Source organism: Albidovulum sediminis (assembly GCF_025380365.1).
GTDB lineage: Bacteria > Pseudomonadota > Alphaproteobacteria > Rhodobacterales > Rhodobacteraceae > Albidovulum > Albidovulum sediminis.
The window spans coordinates 485874-507492 of record NZ_JAOCQF010000001.1; the positions used below are offsets into that span (position 1 = coordinate 485874).

The 21619-nt window shown below is 68.8% G+C and carries 17 protein-coding genes, 1 tRNA gene and 1 pseudogene; 5 read left to right on the forward strand and 14 right to left on the reverse strand.

Annotated elements, in window-relative coordinates:
- Nucleotides 1-92 precede the first annotated feature (92 nt).
- Nucleotides 93-167: transfer RNA gene (locus N5I32_RS02375), tRNA-Gln, on the reverse strand.
- 89 nt (nucleotides 168-256) lie between these two features.
- Here N5I32_RS02375 and N5I32_RS02380 point away from each other — a divergent pair.
- Nucleotides 257-1456: pseudogene (locus tag N5I32_RS02380) on the forward strand (BaiN/RdsA family NAD(P)/FAD-dependent oxidoreductase); the annotation flags it as partial.
- A gap of 114 nt (nucleotides 1457-1570) precedes the next feature.
- On the opposite strand, the gene kdsA reads toward N5I32_RS02380, so the two are convergent.
- From kdsA to N5I32_RS02400, 4 genes are all read right to left on the reverse strand, one after another.
- Nucleotides 1571-2404, reverse strand: coding sequence for a 3-deoxy-8-phosphooctulonate synthase (gene kdsA, locus N5I32_RS02385; protein WP_261495902.1), 834 nt, complete (start codon nucleotides 2402-2404; stop codon nucleotides 1571-1573).
- A gap of 16 nt (nucleotides 2405-2420) precedes the next feature.
- A complete protein-coding gene (locus N5I32_RS02390) occupies nucleotides 2421-3968 on the reverse strand; it encodes a KpsE/RkpR family capsule polysaccharide export protein (protein ID WP_261493787.1) in 1548 nt (515 codons plus the stop codon).
- Nucleotides 3958-4611 carry an ABC transporter ATP-binding protein gene (locus tag N5I32_RS02395; protein WP_261493788.1) on the reverse strand — a complete coding sequence of 218 codons (654 nt, stop codon included), beginning with the start codon at nucleotides 4609-4611 and terminating at the stop codon, nucleotides 3958-3960. Before N5I32_RS02395 ends, N5I32_RS02390 begins: the two co-directional genes overlap by 11 nt.
- A 133-nt stretch (nucleotides 4612-4744) precedes the next feature.
- Nucleotides 4745-5998, reverse strand: a complete 1254-nt coding sequence (locus N5I32_RS02400; protein ID WP_261493789.1) for a Na+/H+ antiporter NhaA — start codon at nucleotides 5996-5998, stop codon at nucleotides 4745-4747.
- 120 nt (nucleotides 5999-6118) lie between these two features.
- On the opposite strand from N5I32_RS02400, the gene N5I32_RS02405 reads away from it, so the two are divergent.
- Nucleotides 6119-6745, forward strand: a complete 627-nt coding sequence (locus tag N5I32_RS02405) for a uracil-DNA glycosylase family protein (protein WP_261493790.1) — start codon at nucleotides 6119-6121, stop codon at nucleotides 6743-6745.
- Nucleotides 6723-7529: an SseB family protein gene (locus tag N5I32_RS02410; protein ID WP_261493791.1), complete on the forward strand. Its 807-nt coding sequence runs from the start codon at nucleotides 6723-6725 to the stop codon at nucleotides 7527-7529. Before N5I32_RS02405 ends, N5I32_RS02410 begins: the two co-directional genes overlap by 23 nt.
- A 67-nt stretch (nucleotides 7530-7596) precedes the next feature.
- Here the strand turns inward: N5I32_RS02410 and N5I32_RS02415 are convergent, their stop codons facing one another.
- The 8 genes from N5I32_RS02415 to N5I32_RS02450 all read right to left on the reverse strand — a co-directional run bounded on the left by N5I32_RS02415 (nucleotide 7597) and on the right by N5I32_RS02450 (nucleotide 17641).
- A complete protein-coding gene (locus N5I32_RS02415) occupies nucleotides 7597-8535 on the reverse strand; it encodes a 2-hydroxyacid dehydrogenase (protein WP_261493792.1) in 939 nt (312 codons plus the stop codon).
- 4 nt (nucleotides 8536-8539) lie between these two features.
- Nucleotides 8540-9679 (reverse strand): rod shape-determining protein RodA, encoded by a 1140-nt coding sequence (gene rodA, locus N5I32_RS02420; protein WP_261493793.1) that lies wholly within the window; start codon nucleotides 9677-9679, stop codon nucleotides 8540-8542.
- On the reverse strand, nucleotides 9676-11619 hold the full coding sequence (gene mrdA / locus N5I32_RS02425; RefSeq protein ID WP_261493794.1) for a penicillin-binding protein 2: 1944 nt from the start codon (nucleotides 11617-11619) through the stop codon (nucleotides 9676-9678). The genes rodA and mrdA overlap by 4 nt, the downstream gene beginning before the upstream one ends.
- Nucleotides 11616-12155 (reverse strand): rod shape-determining protein MreD, encoded by a 540-nt coding sequence (locus tag N5I32_RS02430; protein WP_261493795.1) that lies wholly within the window; start codon nucleotides 12153-12155, stop codon nucleotides 11616-11618. Before N5I32_RS02430 ends, mrdA begins: the two co-directional genes overlap by 4 nt.
- Complete coding sequence (mreC, locus tag N5I32_RS02435; RefSeq protein WP_261493796.1) at nucleotides 12148-13065, reverse strand: rod shape-determining protein MreC; 918 nt, start codon at nucleotides 13063-13065, stop codon at nucleotides 12148-12150. Before mreC ends, N5I32_RS02430 begins: the two co-directional genes overlap by 8 nt.
- Before the next feature lie 35 nt (nucleotides 13066-13100).
- Nucleotides 13101-14135 (reverse strand): rod shape-determining protein, encoded by a 1035-nt coding sequence (locus tag N5I32_RS02440; protein WP_261493797.1) that lies wholly within the window; start codon nucleotides 14133-14135, stop codon nucleotides 13101-13103.
- A 190-nt stretch (nucleotides 14136-14325) separates the two neighbouring features.
- Nucleotides 14326-15909: a 2-isopropylmalate synthase gene (locus tag N5I32_RS02445; RefSeq protein WP_261493798.1), complete on the reverse strand. Its 1584-nt coding sequence runs from the start codon at nucleotides 15907-15909 to the stop codon at nucleotides 14326-14328.
- 247 nt (nucleotides 15910-16156) lie between these two features.
- Nucleotides 16157-17641, reverse strand: coding sequence for an MORN repeat-containing protein (locus tag N5I32_RS02450; RefSeq protein ID WP_261493799.1), 1485 nt, complete (start codon nucleotides 17639-17641; stop codon nucleotides 16157-16159).
- Nucleotides 17642-17833: 192 nt separating this feature from the next.
- On the opposite strand from N5I32_RS02450, the gene N5I32_RS02455 reads away from it, so the two are divergent.
- A complete protein-coding gene (locus N5I32_RS02455; RefSeq protein WP_261493800.1) occupies nucleotides 17834-19495 on the forward strand; it encodes an NAD+ synthase in 1662 nt (553 codons plus the stop codon).
- Nucleotides 19496-19568: 73 nt separating this feature from the next.
- Entirely contained in the window at nucleotides 19569-20612 is a 1044-nt protein-coding gene (locus N5I32_RS02460) for an aldo/keto reductase (protein ID WP_261493801.1), read from the forward strand.
- On the opposite strand, the gene N5I32_RS02465 is transcribed toward N5I32_RS02460, so the two are convergent.
- On the reverse strand, nucleotides 20606-21583 hold the full coding sequence (locus N5I32_RS02465; RefSeq protein WP_261493802.1) for a GlxA family transcriptional regulator: 978 nt from the start codon (nucleotides 21581-21583) through the stop codon (nucleotides 20606-20608). The two genes, N5I32_RS02460 and N5I32_RS02465, sit on opposite strands and share 7 nt — an antisense overlap.
- Nucleotides 21584-21619: the final 36 nt, after the last annotated feature.

The window sequence follows — 21619 nt, forward strand, 5'->3', positions numbered from 1 at the left end:
CGAAGCCTCTGGGGCACCCCATGGGGCAGCGCGAACGGCGCCCGGATCGCAAGACCCAAGCCTTCGAAGGCTGCCGTCATGTCTGGACTGGTTGGCTGGGGCGCCAGGATTCGAACCTGGGAATGGCGGTACCAAAAACCGCTGCCTTACCACTTGGCGACGCCCCATCCGGTGCGGCGGTTCTTATCCAAGCGCCCGCAGCGCTGCAAGCCCAAAATCGCGCTTTCCGCCGGTTGAGGCCGCACGCGATCCCGGCTATGTCCGGTCGATGCGTTCCTGCGATGTCCTTGTTCTCGGGGCCGGTGCGGCCGGCATGTTCGCCGCCGCCGAGGCCGCCCGGCGCGGCGCTCGCGTGATCGTGATCGATCATGTCGCGCGCCCGGGCGAGAAGATCCGGATCTCGGGCGGCGGGCGGTGCAACTTCACCAATCTCGCCACCGCGCCGGACCGGTTCCTGTCGGAAAACCCGCGCTTTGCGGCCTCGGCGCTTGCCCGCTTCACCGCGCGCGATTTCGTCGCCCGGATCGATGCGGCCGGCATCGCCTGGCACGAAAAGACGGCCGGCCAGCTGTTCTGCGACGGCTCCGCCCGGCAGGTCGTCGACATGCTGGTCTCGGACCTGCGCGCAGCCGGGGCGGAGCTGATCCTGTCCTGCGCGATCACCTCCGTTGCCCGAAAGGGCGATGGGTTCGTGACCGGCACCGCCAATGGCGACATCGCCTCCCGCCGGGTGATCGTGGCGACCGGGGGGAAGTCGATCCCGAAGATGGGGGCGACCGGCTTCGGCTACCGGATCGCGGCGGATTTCGGGCTGCGCGTCACCGAGACGCGGCCGGCGCTGGTCCCGCTGACCTTCGCCGAACAGGATCTTGCGGGCCTCCGCCCGCTCGCGGGCGTCGCACTTCCCGCCCGGCTTGCCTGCGGCAAGGCCCGGTTCGAAGAACCTATTCTCTTCACCCACCGCGGCCTTTCGGGCCCGGCGGTCCTGCAGATATCGTCCTACTGGCGCGAGGGGGAGGAGATCCTGGCCGATCTCCTTCCTGGCGCCGATCTTGCCCGCGACCTCGCGGCGCTCCGGTCCGTGGCCGGCCGGCAGGCGCTGTACAACGTCCTTGCCCGCTTCCTGCCCGAGCGGATCGCCCACTGGGTCTGCGCGCGGGCGGAACTTTCCGGTCCGCTTGCCGCGCAGTCGAACGCCGCCCTCGACCGTCTCGCGCAAACCATCCATCGCTGGCACCTCCGCCCGGTGGGCACCGAAGGCTACCGTACCGCCGAGGTGACGCTCGGCGGGGTCGACACCGCAGCGCTCGACGCCCGCACGATGGAAGCAAGATCCGTTCCCGGCCTCCACTTCGTGGGCGAGGTGGTGGACGTCACCGGCTGGCTCGGCGGCTACAACTTCCAGTGGGCCTGGTCCTCGGGCTGGGCCGCGGGGCAGGCCGCGTCCGGCGGCTAACCCTTTCAGTCTGGCCCAAATACTCCCGCCGGAGGCGCCTGAGCCGCCGCCGGCGGGCGGCGGCGAGGCAAGGGGTGTGCGCGCGCCCGCGCGCTCCGCTGATCTCCCTCGGGATCAGACCCGGACCGGGTCGGCCTTGGCCACGCGGTCGATCGCCATCAGCGTGCCCAGCAGCTTCGGCATCTGGTCAAGCGAGATCATGTTCGGCCCGTCCGAAGGCGCATGGTCGGGGTCCTCGTGCGTCTCGATGAAGACACCGGCGATGCCAAGGCTGACCGCCGCGCGTGCCATCACCGGCGCGAACTCGCGCTGGCCGCCGGACGAGCCGCCCAGACCGCCGGGCTGCTGCACCGAATGGGTCGCATCCATGATCACCGGGTAGCCGGTCTTCGCCATCGTCGGCAGCGACCGCATGTCGGCGACCAGCGTGTTGTAGCCAAAGCTTACGCCGCGTTCGGTCAGAAGGATGCGCCGGTTGCCGGTGCTTTCCACCTTGGCGGCGACATTGGCCATGTCCCAGGGCGCCAGGAACTGGCCCTTCTTGATGTTGACGGCGCAGCCGGTTTCGCCCGCCGCGATGAGGAGGTCCGTCTGCCGGCAAAGGAAGGCCGGGATCTGGATCACGTCGACGACACTCGCGGCGACCCTCGCCTGTTCGGCGTCGTGGATGTCGGTCAGGACCGGCACGCCAAGTGCTGCGCGCACGCCCTCCAGCACCTTCAGTCCAGCCTCCATCCCGATCCCGCGCTTGCCCTTGAGGGATGTGCGGTTGGCCTTGTCGTAGCTGGCCTTGAAGATGTACTGCGCGCCGGCCGCGCGGCAGGCCTCCGCCATCCGGCCCGCGATCATCTGCGCATGATCGGCGCTTTCCAGCTGGCAGGGCCCCGCGATCACGGTCAGAACCCGGTCGTTGCCGACGGTCAGCCCGCCGATCGTCACATCCGTCATCATCGGCCTCTCCAAGTCAGGCGCTGACCTGTTCCCGCAGGATCGAGACGGTCAGCGACAGCATCAGGTAGATGCCAGCAAAGATCAGGAAGGCCAAGGCGGTATTTTCAAACGCGCGCGGATAGGTCGGCTCATCCGGCGCGATCGGGCTGACGCCGGTCGAGAGGTAGCGCACCTGCCGGTTCGCCTCGATCCGCGCCAGTTCCAGCTGCTGGAGCGCCTGTGCCAGCATCATCTGCCGGGTCTGAAGATCATGTTCCGCGATCCGCATCTCGCCCGTCACGGCCGCCAGCGATCCGTTCGCGCCGGAGGTGCCGGTCAGCTGGCTGCGCAGGTCCGCGACCAGGGACGCGATCCGGGCGATGTCGCCCTTCACCCCTTCCACCCGCGCCTGGTTGGGGCGGGCGTTGTCGAGAAGCTGCTCAAGCTCCAGCCGCTTCTGCTGGCCTTCCAGTTCGAGCGTCGAAATCTGGGTCAGGATCGCCCCGGATTCCGACAGCGGGTCGAAGACGCCCAGACGCTCCTGCAGTTCCTGCACCCGCTTTTGCGCGGCCAGAAGCTTGGCCTCGGCATCCTCGTAGACCTCGCGCGCGCCCTTCATCTGATCCTCGCGCAGGCGTAGCGACAGGTTGTCCACCCGTTCCTCGGCATAGCCGATCAGCGCCTCGGCGAAGCTTTGCGAGGTGGCGGGATCGGCGGCGATCACCTCCATCTTGATGATACCCTCGGTCGGGTCGAAGCCGATGCGGACGTTGCGGCGGTAGAGCTTGTAGGCGTCCTCGTTCGAGGCGTCTGGCGCAAGGCGCTGGATCGGGTCGATCCAGTCCTGGCTGAAATGCGCCTTGAAGCCGAGGTCGGCATCGAGCCGGGCCATCGCATCGCGCGACTGGAGGTAGCTTTGAACGGTGATCGAATCCTGCGATGTCGCGAACTGCGTGCCGCTCAGCAGGCCGCCGATGCCCGCCGCGCCCGGCGCTTCGGCCTGCTGGATCAGGAATTCGCTGCGGGTGGCGAAAAGGGGCGTGGCGACGGCGAGGAAGTAGTAACCGGCGAGGATTGTCGGCAGCACCACGAAGGCCGCAAGCCGGGCCATCAGGGCGACAACGGCACGGCGGCGGCGGCGCACGATCTCGCGCTGCATCTTCAGGATCTCGCGCGCACGCTCCCCTTCGCCCAGAGGGGCGGCGGGCAGTTGCCGTTCCGGCTGCGGCACGACGCGGGGCAGGCCCGCGTCCGGCGCGGCCTCCGTCCCCGGCTGGCCGGCGATGCCCACCAGTTCGGCGCGCGCGAAGGGGTCGATCCCGGCCTTGCGCAGGAGCCGCACGGCATCGAATTCCGATGTCGCGGCAAAGCCTCGGCGCTGGGCGATCCGCTGGGCGGTGCGCAACTGGTGGCCGGTCAGCCCCTCGGCCCGGATCGCCGCGATCTCGGCATCTTCGGCGGGTGCGGCGGCGGCGGTAGGAAAGGGATCGTTGCCGAAGCCGTCCTCGTCGCCGCCCTCCAGCGGCAGCAAGTCGGTCGGGGCGGCGCGGCGGATGCGGAACCGGGTGGCCTTAGGCGGCATATTCGTACATCCGTTTCGCCTCTTCGAGGGTGTCAAACATGTGCAGCCGACCGTCCCTGAGAACGGCGGCCGAGCGGCAGAACTTTTCCAGCGTCTTGGCCTGATGCGAGACGATGACGACGGTGGCGTTGCGCAGCCTTTCGCGCAGGATCCCGCCGGCCTTGCGGTTGAACTCCACGTCCGTCGTGCTCGGCATGCCCTCGTCGATCAGGTAGATGTCGAATTCGAGCGCGAGAAGCATCGCAAAGCCCAGCCGGGCCTTCATGCCGCTGGAATAGATCGACACCGGGCGGTCGAAATATTCGCCGATGTCGCAGACCCAGCGGCAGAACGCCTCAACGTAGTCGGGGTCGAGCCCGTAAAGCCGGGCGAGGAAGCGCGCGTTTTCCCGCGCGCTTTGCCCGGCGTTCATGGTCGAGGGGGCGCCCAGCGGAAAGGATACCCGGCAGGCGCGGCGGATGCGCCCCTCGTCCGGGCGTTCGGTCCCGGCCATCATGTTGATGATCGTGGTCTTGCCCGTCCCGTTCGGGGCCAGGATGCCCAGCGAATTGCCCAGTTCGACCCTGAAGGTCGCCCGGTCCAGAATCACCTTGCGTTGTGTGCCCGTCCAGTAGGACTTGCTCACCTCGATGAATTCGAGCATCTGCCCGCCCCGATCACTGCTCTCGCTCCGTCGTCCTTACGGCAATTTTCTTAACAGGGACGATACGCGGTTATCCGGGCTGCATTATGACGCCTTCGCGCCCGAAAGGGGAAGGGGGATGTTGCACGCGGGCTCAGCCGCGCACCTTCTCCACCTTGCAAAGCCGGCCTGCGGCCAGAGAGATCAGCGCCGCCCCGAAGGAGAAGAGCGCGCCCATCTTCGCCGCGTCCTGCACCGGCCCGCCGGGGAAGGCGACCGAGGCGACGAAAAGTGCCACCGTGAAGCCGATCGCGGCGACGCAGCCCACCACCACTAGGTCGATCGTCCGCATCCCTTGCGGCAGGCCGAAGCGCAACGGATAGGCCGCGATCCAGCCCATGATGGCGATGCCCACCGGCTTGCCGATGATGAGGCCGAAGAAGACCAGCCAGGTCGGCTCGGAGATGGCCGAGAACTCGACGCCCGCGTTCAGCAGGCCGAAGAAGAACAGGATGATCTCCACCGGGTATTTCAGGTGATGCTCCATCCAGTTCAGCAGGTCGGTCAGGTGTTCCTCCGCCGCGGCGAAGATGCCGAAGGCGCGGTCGGCATGGGGCACCGTGGGCACGATCGGCAAGAGGCCGAGCGCGGGGTGGATGCCTGCCTCCTGAAAGCCGAACCAGCTGAGCGCCGCGGCAACCAGGTAGGGCCAGAACGACAGGTACTTGCGTACCCAGGTCGAGTTGGGCCTGAGCTGGTTGCCGCGGTCCATCCGCCGCGGCAGCCAGTTGAAGAGGACGAAGACCGTGACAGCCGCGCCCAGCGACAGCAGGAGCCACTCCGGCGCGAGGTCTCCGGTCGGGTAGAAGATGGCAAGGATGATGAGGCCCGCGGCATCGTCCGCGATCGCGAGCAACAGAAGGAAGCGGATCGCCGGGTGCCCGGCGCCGAAGACCATGCGCCCGACGAGGTAGGAGAAGGCGATGTCGGTCGCCGTCGGGATCGCCCAGCCGCGGCTGACGCTTTCGTAGACGCCGAGGACGGCGGCAAGGCCCAGATAGACGGCGACCGGCCCCAGCATGCCGCCCGCCGTGGCGATCAGCGGCGTCACCGCCTTGCGCCCGCGCAGCGCGCCGTTTTCCAGGATCACCGCCTCCCACACCTCCTTCGCGGCGATCGCGAAGAACAGCGCCATGAGAACGTCGTTCACGAGAAAGTGCAGCGTCAGCGTGCGGGTGACATGGCCGCCCTCCTCGTGCGGGTGGCCGATCCAGAAGTTGTCGATCAGCACGAAGTCGACGAAGTGGTGGTAGCTCTCGGCGTGGATATTCGCCCAGACCAGGGCCAGAAGCGCGCCTGCGATCAACAGCAGCGAATAGCTGGAGACGAAATTCCAGACGCGATACATGCGGTTCCCTCCTCCCGGCTTTCCGGTTGGCTTACTGGAAACGGGCTGTCGGGGCAACCGCCAGCACGCCGCAGGCGCATCGCCGTTGCCGCGATGCGGCGCGCGCCCTAGAGTGCCGGCATGAACAGTCCTGAACCCGGACTTCTGCCCGACATCGCGGCCTGTCGGCTGTGCGCTGCGGACTTCGTGGCGACGGCGACGGCGCACGAGCCGCGTCCGGTGGTCTGGTTCCGCCCCGGCGCGCGGATGCTGATCGCGGGGCAGGCGCCGGGCGCCCGCGTCCATGCCTCCGGCCGGCCCTTCACCGACCCTTCGGGCGACCGGTTGCGCGACTGGCTGGGGCTGGAGGAGTCAACCTTCTACGACCGCGACCGGGTGGCAATCGTGCCCATGGCCTTCTGCTTTCCGGGCTATGACGCGAAGGGCGCGGACCTGCCGCCGCCCGCGCGCTGTGCGGCCACCTGGCACGGCCGGGTGATGGCCGCACTCGGGCCGCCGCGGTTGACCGTTCTTGTCGGCGGGCATGCGCAACGCTGGCACCTCGGCGAACGGGCCTCTGCCGGCGGTGTCACCGCCACCGTCGCGCGCTGGCGCGACTTCGGCCCCGGTGTTTTTCCCTTGCCCCATCCGTCCTGGCGCAATACCGCGTGGCTGAAACGCAATCCCTGGTTCGCGGAGGATCTGCTTCCCGCCCTCCGCGCCCGGGTGGCCGAGGTGATGCGCGATGACCGAGACGACCCCGCTTGACCTGGCCCATGCCGCGATGCAGGCCGCACCCGAGGATGACGCGGCGCGGCTGCGCTTCTATCACCGGCTGGCCGATACCGAGCTTTTCCTGCTTCTCGCCGCAGAACCCGCGGGGGACGACATCGCGCCGCAGGTCTTCGCGCTGGAGCAGGGGGCCTTCGTCGCCGCCTTCGACCGGGAGGAGCGGCTGGCCACCTTCTGCGATGCGCCCGCGCCCTATGCCGCGCTGCCGGGCCGGGTCGTCGCCGCGCAGCTTGCGGGGCAGGGGATCGGGCTGGCGCTGAACCTGGCCGTCGCGCCCTCGGCCCATCTTCTGCCGGCCGAGGCGGTGGACTGGCTGGCCCGCACGCTCGGGCAGCGGCCGGACCGCGCCGAGGGTCGGCCGCGCGGCTTCGCGCCTGCGGGCGATGTCGCCCCGGCGCTGGTCGCGGAACTGGAGGCAAAGCTGCGCGGGCTCGGGGCGCTGGCCCGGCAGGCGGGACTGGCGCGCGCCGTTCACGACGACGGGCGCGCGCCGCTGGTCGCGGGCTTTGTCGGCGCGGTGCCCGGCGCCGAGCCGGGGCTGGCCAAGGCGGTGGCCGAGGCGCAGGTCTTTTCGGGTGGCGAGACCGAACTTGAGGTGGCCTTCCTGCCGCCCGAAGGCGCGGCGACGGAGGCTTTCCTGCGGGTGTCACGCGCCATCGACCTGTCGATTCCCCCGGCGCCGGACGAGGGCGCCACCCGGCCGGAACCCGCCGCCCCGAAGGTGCCCTACCTGCGCGGCTACCGGCAGCGCGATGGCTGACCCGGCGACCCGAGGCCCCGCACGGCTTGGCCTGTCAATGCTCTGAAGTCATGGGCCTTTCGCCCGGTCAGTACCCGAGCTTGCGGTCCACGAGATAGAGGAACGGCTCGCCCGCCTCGCCACGGCGGATGTTCTCCGCCACCACCCCGGCGGCCGTCGCGGTGCGGGTGTCGGCGGCCACATGCGGCGTCACCGTCACCTTCGGATGCGCCCAGAAGGGATGGCCGGGGGGCAGCGGTTCGACCCGGAAGACATCGAGCGTCGCCTGCGCGATCCGGCCTGCATCCAGCGCCGCCAGAAGCGCGTCGTCGTCGATCAGCGCGCCGCGGCCCGGATTGATCAGGAAACTGCCCATCGGCATGCAGGCGAAGCGTTCGGCGTTCATCAGGTTCTCGGTCGCCGCGGTGCGCGGCAGGAGCGTCACCAGGATGTCGGCCCGCGCCAGCGCCTCGGCCAGCCCCGCCTCGCCCGAAAGGCAGGCGATGCCCTCGATCGCCTTTTCCGTCCGGCTCCAGCCGGTGACGGGAAAGTTGAGCTGCGCCAAGGCCTTGGCACAGGATGTTCCCAGTTCGCCAAGGCCCAGGATGGTGACGCGCCGGTCCCGCGCCAGGGGCGGCTTGACGCCGTGACGCCAGACGCCGTCCTGCCCGAGGATATGGGCATCCATGCCCAGGTGATGGCGCAGGACATGGCCCGTCACCCATTCGACCATCCCCTCCGTCAGTCCGTCGTCGACCATCCGGCACAGCGGTTGCGTCAGCGTGGGGTTGGGGGCGATGCGCTCCACCCCGGCCCAGAGGCTGAGGACCGCCTTGCAGCGGGTGAAGGGGCCGAAGTCCGAGAGCGACTCGGTCGGGGCGTAGACGATGTAGTCGACCGCGGCCGGGTCCGGCGCGCTGTCGGACAGGTTGACCGCCAGGCCCCTCTTGGCCGAGGCCGCCCGGATCGCGTCCCGGTATTCGGGCCAGATGTCCTTGCCCGCGGCGAAATAGACGTTCAGTGCCATGCTCTTACCTTGTCCGGTGAATGTGCGCGCTCTGGATCAGGCCGAAGGCCAGAAGCAGGATCATCATCGCCGTCCCGCCGTAGGATACCAGCGGCAGCGGCACCCCCACGACCGGGATCAGCCCCATCACCATCGACATGTTGACGGCGAAGAACAGGAAGAAGGTGGACCCGATGCCGATGGTCAGGAGCGAGGCATAGCGGTCCTTGTTGGCGATCCCCGAGGCCAGCGCGAAGACGACGACCAGCGCGTAAAGCAGGAGGAGCGAGAAGGCGCCGACAAAGCCGAACTCCTCGGCCAGGGTGGTGAAGATGAAGTCGGTGTGCTTTTCGGGCAGGAAGTTCAGCCGCGACTGCGTGCCCTGCATGTAGCCCTTGCCGGCCCAGCCGCCGGAGCCGAGCGCGATCTGCGCCTGCATGATGTTGTAGCCCGCATTCAGCGGGTCGCTGCCGGGGTCGAGGAAGGTGTCGATCCGCTTGAACTGATAGTCCTTGATCAGTTGCCACTCGGTCCCGCGGCTCTCGAAGACCGCGAAGACCAGCGCGACGACCAGCGCGATGACGGTGCCGAAATACCACCAGCTGACGCCGGCCGCGAACATCACGATGCCGCCGCCCGCGACCAGAAGGATGGCGGTGCCAAGGTCGGGCTGCTTGAGGACGAGGAAGGTGGGCAGCAGGATCAGCGCGACCGGGATCGCCACCCAGAGCGGCCGCGACACCTTCTTGACGTCCAGCCAGTCGTAATAGGCCGCGAGCAGCATCACGAGGCCGATCTTCATCAGTTCCGACGGCTGCAGCCTCAGCGGGCCAAGCTCGATCCAGCGCTGCGCGCCCATGCCGATGGCGCCGAAAAGCTCCACCGCGACCAGAAGGACGAGGGAAACGAAATAGGCGAGTGCCGAGACGTTGCGCCAGAACCAGATCGGCACGAAGGCGACCACGAACATGCCCACCATGCCGGCGGCGAAGCGCTTCATCTGCGGTTCGGCCCAGGTTTCCAGCCGGCCGCCGGCGACGGAGTAAAGCATCAGGAACCCGACCGAGGCGATGGCGGTCAGCAGCACCACGATCGGCCAGTTCACGTGCAGCACCTTGCGGATGCCGGTCGGGACGGTCTTGACGTTGTACTCAAGGTAGCTCATGCGCGCGACTTCGCCCCCTGGCTGTCGGTGCGCGGCAGCAGGTTCATGTCCTTGCGCTGCGCCTCGATCCGGTCGCGCTGGCTGGCGGGATAGGCGCTGAGCGGGGGCAGGTCCTTGTAAAGCGCCTGCAGCAGGATGTCGCGCGCGACCGGGGCGGCCACCGCCGACCCGCCGCCGCCATGTTCGACCACGACCGAGACCGCGATTTCCGGGGCGTCGTAGGGCGCGAAGCAGACAAAGAGCGCGTGGTCGCGCCGGTTCCACGGCAGGTCGTCGTTCGAGATCACGCCGCGGTCGCGTTCGGCCTTGGTGATGTTGCGCACCTGGCTGGTCCCGGTCTTGCCGGCCATGCGCATCGCCTCCTCGACGATGCGCGACCCGTAGGCGGTGCCGCGCTGGTTGTTGATGACGTCGAACATGCCCTTGCGCACCGCCCGGAGCGCGTCCTGGGGCAGGTCGAGCGGGCGCGGCGCGGGATCGGGCGCGGGCACGCCGTCGCGGGCCCGCACCAGGCGCGGGCTGACATCGGTGCCCGAGGCCAGGCGCGCGGTCATCACCGCAAGCTGGAGCGGCGAGGCCAGCACATAACCCTGGCCGATCCCGGCATTGAGCGTGTCGCCCACCTGCCAGTCCTTGCCGTACTTGCCGAGCTTCCAGGCGCGGTCGGGGGCGATCCCCTCGGTGATCGCCGACATCGGCAGGTCGTGGCGCACCCCGATCCCCAGCCGGCGCGCCATCGCGGCGATGCGGTCGATGCCGACGCGCTGCGCGATCTCGTAATAATAGACGTCGCAGGACTGCTCCAGGCTTTGCGACAGGCCCACACGCCCGTGGCCGCCGCGTTTCCAGCAGTGGAAGCGGCGGTTGCCAAGTTCGGTGAAGCCGGGGCAGTAGACGGTTTCGCCGGGGTCGATCACGCCGGCCTCCATCGCGGCGAGCGCGGTCACCATCTTGAAGGTGGAACCCGGCGGATAGGCGCCCTGCACGGTCTTGTCGGCCAGCGGCCGGTGGTCGTTTTCGGTCAGGGACTTGTAGTCGGCCGAGGAGATGCCGCGCACGAACAGGTTGGGATCGAAGGTCGGCGACGACACGATGGCCAGAATGTCGCCGTTGCGCACGTCCATCACGACGGCGGCCGCGCTTTCGTTGCCCAGCCGCGCCTGCGCGTAGTTCTGCAGGTAGCGGTCGAGCGTCAGTTGCAGCGTGGTGCCGGGGATGCCCTCCTTGCGGTCAAGCTCGCGCATCACCCGCCCGGTCGAGGTCACCTCGATCCGACGGGTGCCGGCCTTGCCGCGCAGGTCGATCTCGAGCTTGCCCTCGACGCCGACCTTGCCGATCTGGAACTTCGGGATCTGCAGGAGCGGGTCGGGATTCTCGATCTTCGACAGGTCGTAGTCGCTGACCGGGCCGACGTAGCCCAGCACATGGGCGAAATCGCCCGCCTGCGGATAGACGCGCGACAGGCCCACCTCGGTGGTGATGCCGGGAAGGGCCGGGGCGTTGACGGCGACGCGGGAGAAGTCTTCCCACCGAAGCTGGTCGGCGACGGTGATGGGCAGCGTCGGGCTGCGGCGCATCACCTCCTTGAGGGTGCGGGCGATGTCGTCCTCGGTCATCGGGATCAGCCGGGCAAGGCGGCGCAGAACCTCCTCGACCTCGCCCGCATCCTCGCGCGTGATGACGACGCGGTAGTTCTGGCCGTTGCCGGCCAGAACCCCGCCGTTGCGGTCGAGGATCAGGCCGCGCGCCGGTGGCAGAAGCCTGATCTTGATCGAGTTTTCCTCGGCCAGAAGGCGGAACTGGTCCGCCTGTTCGACCTGCATGAAGCGCATCCGGAGCGCAAGCGTCGCCACCGTCGCGGCCTGGACCCCGCCGATCACGAGCGCCCGCCGGCTGATCTTGCGCGCGCTTTCCAGACTGTCCTTGGGGGAGCGCCTCATAGCCGCTGCCCCATCGCGTCGACCTCGCCGGGTGCGGCGCGGCGCAGGCCAAGCAGCGCCTGAAGGGCGAAGGCAAGGAAGGGATAGGCGGCCATCGACACGATCAGCTGAAGCAGCGATATCCCGAACCCCGCCTGCGGTACGACGAAGAGCGCAAGCAGGGCGCGGTTGACCAGCATGATGGCAAACATGGCCAGAGATGCAATCAGCCATTCGAGCAGGAAGTTCACCTCGCGCAGGCCGATCCGGTGCGAGCGCAGGAATTCCGTCACCACGAGCACGAGCGCCGCCCAAAGCCCGGGCGGGCGCATCGTCAGGATGTCCTCGACCAGGATCACCGCGGCAATCAGGGGCGCGGGCACGTGGTCCGGCCGCCGGATCACCCAGAGGAGGGTGAGCAGGAGCACGAAGTCCGGCCCCGGCACGCTGACCGGAAGGGTCGACAGCGGCAGAAGCCGCAGGAACAGGAAGCCCGCGCAGAGAAGCGCGTAGATGACACGGTAGCCAAGCCGGCGGGCGAGCAGCGGATCAACCATCGGCCGGCACCTCGACCGCGGGGGCCTCGGGCTCCTGCATCAGAAGGGGCGGCAGGGGTGGCGGGATCAGCACGCCCGGCTCGGTGATCTGCTCCGCCGGGTGGCTGCGCAGCACGCGCAGGAACTCGAGCCGCTGGTAGTCTGCGGCAAGCCGCACCCTCAGCCTCAGATCGGTGCCCTGCGCCACCTCGCCCACCAGAAGTCCCGAGGGAAAGACACCGCCATCGCCCGAGGACACCACCCGGTCGCCGGGGCGCACCTCGTCCGGGCTTTCGAGAAAGTCGATCAGCGGCGTCGGGCTGTTGTCGCCCACCAGCATCGCCTTCTGGCCCGAGGGCTGGATCGTCACCGGGATCCGGCTTGAGGCGTCGGTCAGAAGGATCACGCGGGACGTTGTCTGCCCGACGCCGGAAATGCGCCCGACGACGCCCAGCCCGTCCATCGTCGCCCAGCCGTCGACGATGCCGTCGCGCGCGCCCACGTTCAGAAGCACCGACTGGCGGAAGGGCGACCCCGCATCGGCCAGCACCACGCCCGACACCGTCGTCAGCTTCGGGTCGAGGCGGACCTGGTTCTGCGCCAGAAGCTTGGCGTTCTGCTGTTCCAGCTGGACCGCCGCCTCTTTCCACGCCTTCATCTGCTGCAACTCACGCCGGAGTTCCTGGTTCTGTTCGTAAAGGCTGGCGTAGGACTGGAAGCCCTCGACCATCGCCGCCAGCCTTGTGACGGGCACCATCGCCCAGTCGAAGCCGGGCACCACCCGGTCGATGAGCGCGGCGCGGAAGCGTTCGACCCGCGGGCTGTCGATACGCCAGACCAGGAAGATGCCCGCCAGCACAAGCAGGAGAAGCGCGATCAGCACGCGGCGGACCGGTCCCTTGTAGTCGGCGCTCTCGCGTTGGCGTGCCATGCGCGGCCTTTTTCCGGGGGCGCCGGGCAGGCGCCTCAGCTGTCGTAGTCGATGACGTGGCGCAGCTGCTTTTCGTATTCAAGCGCCTTGCCGGTGCCAAGCGCCACGCAGTTCAGCGACTGGTCGGCGATCGAGATGGGCAGGCCGGTCTGTTCGCGCAGCGCCAGGTCAAGCTCGCCCAGAAGCGCGCCGCCGCCGGTCAGCATGACACCGCGGTCGACGATGTCGGCGGCAAGGTCGGGGGGCGTCGCCTCAAGCGCGATCATCACCGCCTCGCAGATCTGCTGAACGGGTTCGGCCAGCGCCTCGGCGACCTGCGCCTGGTTGATCTCGATCTCCTTCGGCACCCCGTTCAGGAGGTCGCGGCCGCGGATCTGGATCGAGGCGCCGCGCCCGTCGTCGGGCATCCGCGCGGTGCCGATCGAGGTCTTGATGCGTTCGGCCGTGCTTTCGCCGACCAGAAGGTTCTGCTGGCGCCGCAGGTAGGAGATGATGGCCTCGTCCATGCGGTCGCCGCCGACGCGGACCGAGCGCGCATAGACGATGTCGCCAAGGCTCAGCACCGCGACCTCGGTGGTGCCGCCACCGATGTCGACCACCATCGAGCCGGTCGGGTCGGTGATCGGCATGCCCGCGCCGATGGCCGCGGCGATCGGTTCCGCGATCAGGCCCGCGCGGCGCGCGCCGGCGGAAAGGACCGACTGCCGGATCGCGCGCTTCTCGACCGGGGTGGCGCCGTGGGGGACGCAGACGATGATCTTCGGCTTGGAGAAGGTGGTGCGTTTGTGGACCTTGCGGATGAAGTGCTTGATCATCTCCTCGGCCACGTCGAAGTCGGCGATCACGCCCTCGCGCATCGGCCGGATCGCCTGAATCGAGCCGGGGGTGCGGCCAAGCATCAGCTTGGCATCCTCGCCCACGGCCAGCACCTGCTTCTTGCCGTCCTTGACGTGGTAGGCCACGACCGAAGGTTCGTTCAGGATGATCCCCTTGCCCTTCACGTAGACGAGCGTGTTCGCCGTCCCGAGGTCGATCGCCATGTCCGACGAAAACAGACCCATTCCAAACATGTTCGCTATCCCCAAACCGCAAAGGCCCGCGACTCGGCGCGCGCGCGGGCCTTAATTCGTTGGCGTTTCTTATAGGCGCTGGCGGAGGAAAGCGGAAGGGGGCACCGCTGTTGGGTCTGGCAGGAAACCGCCGGATTTCACTTTTCGAACATTTCCGGGGGCAGGGGTTCAACACCACCCCCGGAAACTTTCACGAAGCCGACTTGACGTCCTCCGCGGGCTTGGTCTTGGCCCGCCGCACGACAAGGTTGTTCAGCGCATTGACATAGGCCTTGGCCGAGGCAACGACGGTGTCGGTGTCCGACGACTGGCCGGTGACGATCTTGCCGCCCTCCTCCAGACGCACGGAAACGGTGGCCTGCGCGTCGGTTCCTTCGGTCACCGCGTGGACCTGGTAGAGCGCCAGCCGCGCGGTATGCGGGAACAGCTTCTTGACCGCGTTGAAGGTCGCGTCCACCGGCCCGTCGCCCTGCGCCGTCACCTGGTGATCGACCCCGTCCACGGTCAGGATCAGGTCGGCGGACTGCGGCGCCTCGGTCCCGCAGATCACGCGCAGGAACTTCACCTGCAGGTGGTCGCCCGCCGCTTCCGAGGCGGTGTCGGTCATCAGCGCGACCAGGTCGTCGTCGTAGACCTCCTTCTTGCGGTCGGCGAGCGCCTTGAAGCGCACGAAGACATCGTTGAGCTGGTTGTCGGCCAGCTCGTAGCCCAGTTGCCGCAGCTTGTCGCGCAGCGCCGCGCGGCCCGAATGCTTGCCCATGACGAGGTTCGAGGCCGACAGCCCGATATCCTCGGGGCGCATGATCTCGAAGGTCTGGGCGTTCTTCAGCATCCCGTCCTGGTGGATGCCGCTTTCGTGGGCGAAGGCGTTCTTGCCGACGATGGCCTTGTTGAACTGCACCGGGAAGCCCGACACCGCGGCGACCCGGCGCGAGATGTTCATGATCTTCGTGGTGTCGATGCCGGTGCGGTAGGGCATGATGTCGTTGCGCACCTTCAGCGCCATCACCACCTCTTCGAGCGCGGTGTTGCCGGCGCGTTCGCCCAGGCCGTTGATCGTGCACTCGATCTGGCGCGCGCCCGCCTCGACCGCGGCCAGCGCGTTCGCTGTCGCCATGCCGAGGTCGTTGTGGCAATGGGTGGCGAAGGTGATCGTGTCGGCCCCCGGCACGCGGTCCAGCAGCATGCGGATCAGGTCGGCCGATTCCCTGGGCGCGGTGTAGCCCACGGTGTCGGGGATGTTGATCGTGGTGGCGCCCGCCCTGATCGCGATCTCCACCACCCGGCAGAGGTAGTCGTGTTCGGTCCGCGTGGCGTCCATCGGCGACCACTGCACATTGTCGCAGAGGTTGCGCGCGTGGCTGACCGTCTCGTGGATGCGCTCTGCCATCTGGTCCATGTCCAGATTGGGAATCGCGCGGTGCAGCGGCGAGGTGCCGATGAAGGTGTGGATGCGCGGACGCTTGGCGTGGCGCACCGCTTCCCAGCAGCGGTCGATGTCCTTGTAGTTCGCGCGTGCGAGGCCGCAGATCACCGCGTTGCGGGATTGCCGGGCGATCGCGCTGACCGCCTCGAAGTCGCCCTCCGAGGCGATGGGAAAGCCCGCCTCGATGATGTCGACGCCCATCTCGTCGAGCATCTCGGCGATCTCGAGCTTTTCGGCATGCGTCATGGTCGCGCCGGGCGACTGTTCGCCGTCCCTCAGCGTGGTGTCGAAGATCAGGACGCGGTCCTGTCGGGACTTCGCGTCGGCGGTTCTGGTGTCGTTGGTCATGGCTTGTCTTCCGTCTGTGTCCCTAGCGTTGGCTTGGCGCTGGTCACCTCTGAGCGGTCGCGCCGGAGGGCACGCTCAGAGGCAGCTAAGGAGGAGAAGGCCACGGCGGCAGCCCGCGCCGAGGGCGCGCGAAGGCAGAAGGATATGCCGGATCCGTGTCATGGGCGCGACTATACGTGCCGCGAAGGAAAGGAAAAGCGAAAAATGACACCGTCGGGCGCCGGGCCTGTCGGCCCCGCGCGCGCCTTCAGTTGCCGGTGCCTTCGGCCGGCGCGGCGGGTGCGGCGGGTGCAGTTCCCTCGGGCGCCGTTCCCTCGGGGGTTGCGGCCGGGGCCGCGTCGGGCGCGGTCAGCGCATCCCCGTCCCAGGTGCCGGTCGCCACCTCGCCGGTGGCGTAGCGCAGCGTGCCCTGGCCCTGGCGGCGGCCGTTCCTGAAGGTGCCTTCGTAGACGTCGCCGTTGGGATAGGTGGCCACGCCCTTGCCGTCGATCTCGCCCGCCTTCCACTGGCCGGAATAGCGGAAGCCGTCGGTCATCACGATGTCGCCCTCGCCCTCCCGCTTGCCCGCCACGAAACCGCCGGTATAGACGGTGCCGTCGGCATAGACCGCGATCCCCTGACCCTCGCGCGCGCCGTCCTTCCAGTCGCCGTCATAGGAATAGCCGTCGGGGTAGGTCATCTTGCCCTTGCCGTGGTTCTTGCCGTCCTTGAACCCGCCTTCGTAGACAAGGCCGTTGGCATAGACCGCCTTGCCCTGTCCCTCGATCACGCCGGCCTTCCAGTCGCCCTCATAGGTGGCGCCGTCGGCGTAGGTGATATTGCCCTTGCCGTCGGCCTTGTCGGCCTTGAACTGGCCCTCGTAGACCGAGCCGTCCGGGTAGGTCGCCTTGCCCTGGCCCTCGATCCGCCCGCCCGCCCAGTCGCCGTCGTAGACATAGCCGTCGTGGCCGCGGAAGGTGCCCTTGCCCTGGCGCGCGTCGTTCGCGAAGCCGCCTTCGTAGACATCGCCGTTGGCATAGGTGACCTTGCCGGTGCCGTGGCGCTTGCCATCGGCCAGAAGCCCCTCGTAGACGTCGCCGTTGGGCTGGGTCAGCTTGCCGAGGCCGTTGATCTGGCCTTCCTTCCAGGCGCCTTCGTAGATCAGCCCGTCCGCGGTCGTCAGCTTGCCCTGTCCGGCGCGCTGGCCGCGCAGCATGTCGCCCTCGTAGACGGCGCCGTCGGGGTAGGTGATGCGGCCCTTGCCTTCCTTCACCCCCATCACCCAGTCGCCTTCGTAGACATAGCCGCCGGGGCTTTCCATCCGGCCCTTGCCGTGGTGCAGCGCCTTGACGAAGCCGCCGGTGTAGGTGACGCCATTGGCATAGCGGGCCACGCCCTCGCCCTCGATCTCGCCTGCGACCCAGTCGCCCTCATAGGTGCCGCCGTCGGCGAAGGTGATCTTGCCCTTGCCCTGCGGCTTGCCCTTGACGAAGGCGCCCTCGTAGACCGAGCCGTTCGGATAGCGCGCGATGCCCTGGCCGAGGATCTCGCCCTCGACCCAGTCGCCGGAGTATTCGTAGCCGTTGGGCAGCCGGTAGGTGCCGCGTCCGTGCTGCTTGCCGTCCTTGAAGGTGCCTTCGTAGATGCCGCCGTCCTCGTACTGCTTGGACACCACATCCTGCGCCGCAGCCGGGCCCCAGGCGCAGGCAAGCGCCAGCGCCAGACCACAAGCCGCAATACCCTTCGTCACCATGACTGCCCCCGCAATACCCGATTGCTCCGCCGGAACCATCCCCGGCGAAGCGTCTTGCCGGAAGCCTATTGAAGGGTAGAGGCAGAGGCAAGCACCCCGCGCCTCGTGCCCCGGTCCCGCGCCGGGTGGCCGCCTTGCCGCTTCCGCTGGCGCGCCAGTCTGCTAAGAGGGGGCAAACGCATGGGGTGCCGCATGTCCGACACGTTCCGCCTGACGCTCGCGCAGCTCAACCCGACGGTGGGCGCGATCGCGGCCAATGCCGCGAAAGCTCGCGCCGCCTGGGAGGCCGGCAAGGCCGCGGGTGCGGCCATGGTCGCGCTGCCCGAGATGTTCGTCACCGGCTACCAGACCCAGGACCTGGTGAAGAAGAACGCCTTCACCCGCCACGCCATGCGCGCGGTCGAGGAGCTTGCGCGCGATTGCGCCGATGGGCCGGCACTGGGCATCGGCGGGCCCTGGCTGGACGACGAGGGACGGCTTTTCAACGCCTGGTACGTGTGCGAAGGCGGGCGCGTCGCGGCCCGCATCCTCAAGCACCACCTGCCGAACTACAGCGTCTTCGACGAAAAGCGGCTGTTCGAATCGGGCCCGGTCTCCGGCCCCTACCGGATCGGCCCGCTCCGCATCGGCACGCCGATCTGCGAGGACGCGTGGTTTCCCGACGTCTGCGAGACGCTGGCGGAGACGGGGGCCGAGATCCTTCTGGTCCCCAACGGCTCGCCCTATTACCGCGGCAAGTTCGACCGGCGGGTGAACCTGATGGTGGCCCGCGTGGTCGAGACCGGCCTGCCGATGGTCTACCTGAATTTCGTCGGCGGCCAGGACGACCAGCTGTTCGACGGCGGGTCCTTCGTGATCAACCCCGGCGGCGCGCTGGCCGCCCAGCTGCCGGTCTGGGAAGAGACGATCGCGCATGTCGATTTCACCCGCCATGCCGACGGCTGGCGGGCCGAGACGGGCGCGCGTGCGGTCCACCCCGGCGAGTGGGAACAGGACTATCGCGCGATGGTCCTGTCGCTGTCGGACTACATGGCGAAAAGCGGCTTCGGGAAGGTGCTGCTTGGCCTGTCGGGCGGGATCGACAGCGCCCTTGTCGCCACCATCGCCGCCGACGCGCTCGGCCCCGGGAACGTCCGCTGCGTCATGCTGCCCTCGGAATTCACCTCCGCCGATTCGCTCGAGGATGCCGCCGCTGTCGCAGCCGCGCTGGGCTGCCGGCTTGACACCGTGCCGATTTCCGGGCCCCGCGCGGCGGTGACCGAGGCGCTGGGGCCGCTCTTCGAGGGCACGCCCTTCGGCGTGGCCGAGGAAAACGTGCAGTCGCGCCTGCGCGGCCTTTTGCTGATGGCGATCTCGAACAAGTTCGGCGAGATGCTGCTGACCACCGGCAACAAGTCCGAGGTGGCGGTGGGCTATGCCACGATCTACGGCGACATGGCGGGCGGCTACAACCCGATCAAGGACCTTTACAAGATGCGGGTGTTCGAGACCTGCCGCTGGCGCAACGCCAACCACCGCCCCTGGATGAAGGGGCCGGCGGGCGCGGTCATCCCCGGGCGCGTGATCGACAAGGCGCCCTCGGCCGAACTGCGCGCGAACCAGAAGGACGAGGATTCGCTGCCGCCCTATCCGGTGCTGGACGCCATCCTAGAACGGCTGATCGAGGGCGACATGGCGGTGGCCGAGATCGTCGCCGAGGGCTTCGACCGCGCCACGGTGAAGAAGGTCGAACACCTCGTCTACATCAGCGAGCACAAGCGCTTCCAGGCCGCGCCGGGGGCGAGGATCACGCGCAAGGCGTTCTGGCTCGACCGGCGCTATCCGATCGTGAACCGCTGGCGCGACGAGGGCTGAGGCTTTGCCCCCGGCTTGACCCCGCTGAGGGGGCGGGCCAAGGTCGCGCGGACACAGCCGAACCGGGGGACACATGCGAACGACAAGACTGGGGGCGGGTGGGCCGGAGGTGTCGGCCCTCTGCTTGGGAACGATGACCTGGGGCAACCAGACGCCCGAGGCCGAGGCGCATGCCCAGATCGACCGGGCGGGCGAGCGCGGGGTGACCTTCATGGACACCGCCGAGATGTATCCGGTCAACCCGGTCCGGCGCGAGACGGTGGGACGGACGGAAGCGATCATCGGCAACTGGATCGCGAAGGGCGGGCGGCGCGACGACTGGGTCATCGCCACCAAGATCGCGGGCGAGGGGGGGCTTGCACGCGATCCGGGCGAGATCATCGATGGCCCGACGATCCGAAAGGCGCTCGAAGGGTCGCTCCGCCGGCTCAGGACCGACCATGTCGACCTCTACCAGTTTCACTGGCCGAACCGGGGCAGCTACTTCTTCCGCAAGCACTGGGCCTATGACCCCTCAAGCCAGGACCGCGCGGCGACGCTGGCGAACATGGCGGAGTGTCTGGAGACGATCGCGGCCCTGGTGCGCGAGGGCAAGATCGCCCACTGGGGCCTCTCGAACGAGACCGCCTGGGGCATGGCGCAGTGGCTGCGGCTGGCCGATCAGGGGCTTGGGCCGCGTCCCGTATCGCTGCAGAACGAATATTCGCTGCTCTGCCGGCTTTACGACACCGACCTGGCCGAGCTTGGCCACAACGAGGCGGTGACGCTCATGGCCTTCTCGCCGCTCGCCACCGGACTTTTGACGGGCAAGTATGCGGGCGACGTGACGCCGCCGCTGTCGCGCCGGTCGCTGAACCCCGATCTGAGCGGGCGGATCACGCCGCGCGTCTGGGGGGCCGTCGACGCCTACCTGGGTATCGCGCGGGACGCAGGGCTCGACCCGGCGCAGATGGCCATCGCCTGGACGCTGACGCGGCCCTTCCCGGCCTTGCCGATCATCGGCGCGACGACGCTGGCGCAGCTTGACGTGGCGCTGGGTGCTGCGGACCTGGCGTTGCCGGCCGAGGTGCTGGCGGCGATCGCGGGCGCCCACCGGGCCCATCCCCTGCCTTACTGAGGCGGCCCGGCCCGGAGCGCGCTGGCGGTACCGCCGAAACGGGCGCGGAAGGCGCGGGCAAAGGCGGCCTGGCCCGAAAACCCGGTACGCAGGGCGATCTCCTGCAGCGGCAGGCGGCTGTCGGTCACCATCCGCCGCGCCTCCTCGAGCCGGAGGTCAAGGAAGAAGCGCCCAGGCGAGGTTCCGAGGCGGGCGCGGAACAGCATCTCCAGCCGGCGCGGCGACAGGCCGATCCGGCGCGCGATCTCGGCCACCGGCAGGGGGTCTTCGACCGCGGCCTCCATCATCGCCACGGCGCGGCCGAGCGCGGGGTCGGCGCGGGCGATGCGGGCGGCCGACATCGTGCGCTGCGGCGCCGCGGCGGCGTGGACGGGTTCGTAAAGAAGCGTGCCCGCGACGCTCAGCGCCAGTTCCGCCCCCTGCCGCGCGCGGATCAGGTCGAGCATCAGCTCAAGGCTCGGCGCGGCGCCCCCGGTGGTGATGCGGTCGCCGGAGACGACGTAGCGGTCGCGGCGCACGTCGATGGCCGGGAAGGCGGCGGCGAAGGCTTCCAGATCCTCCCAGTGGACGGTGGCGCGGACGCCGTCGAGAAGGCCCGCGCGGGCGAGAAACCAGGCCGCGCCGTCGACCGCCGCCATGGCGCGCAGGCGCGGTGCCAGACGGCGGAGACGCGCCAGCAGCGCCGGCGTGGCCTGTTCGGCCAGCCGGAAGCTCGCCACCAGCACCAGCAGGTCGCAGTCGATGCGCTCGCCTAGCGGTTCGGTCGGCACCTCGATCCCGGCGGTCAGGCGGACCGGGCCGCCCGCGACCGAGTAGTAGCGCCAGAGGTAGTGGCTGCGCCCGGCGCGACGGTTGGCCACGCGCATCGGGTCAACCACCGAGGCGAGGGCAAGCGCGTTCGTCTCCTCCATCACCAGGAGGCCGACGTTGAGGGGGGCGTGATCGGCGGCGAAGATGGTTGCGGGTTTCATCAAGCGATTTCGTATTGCGCAAAGGCAGGTGCACGC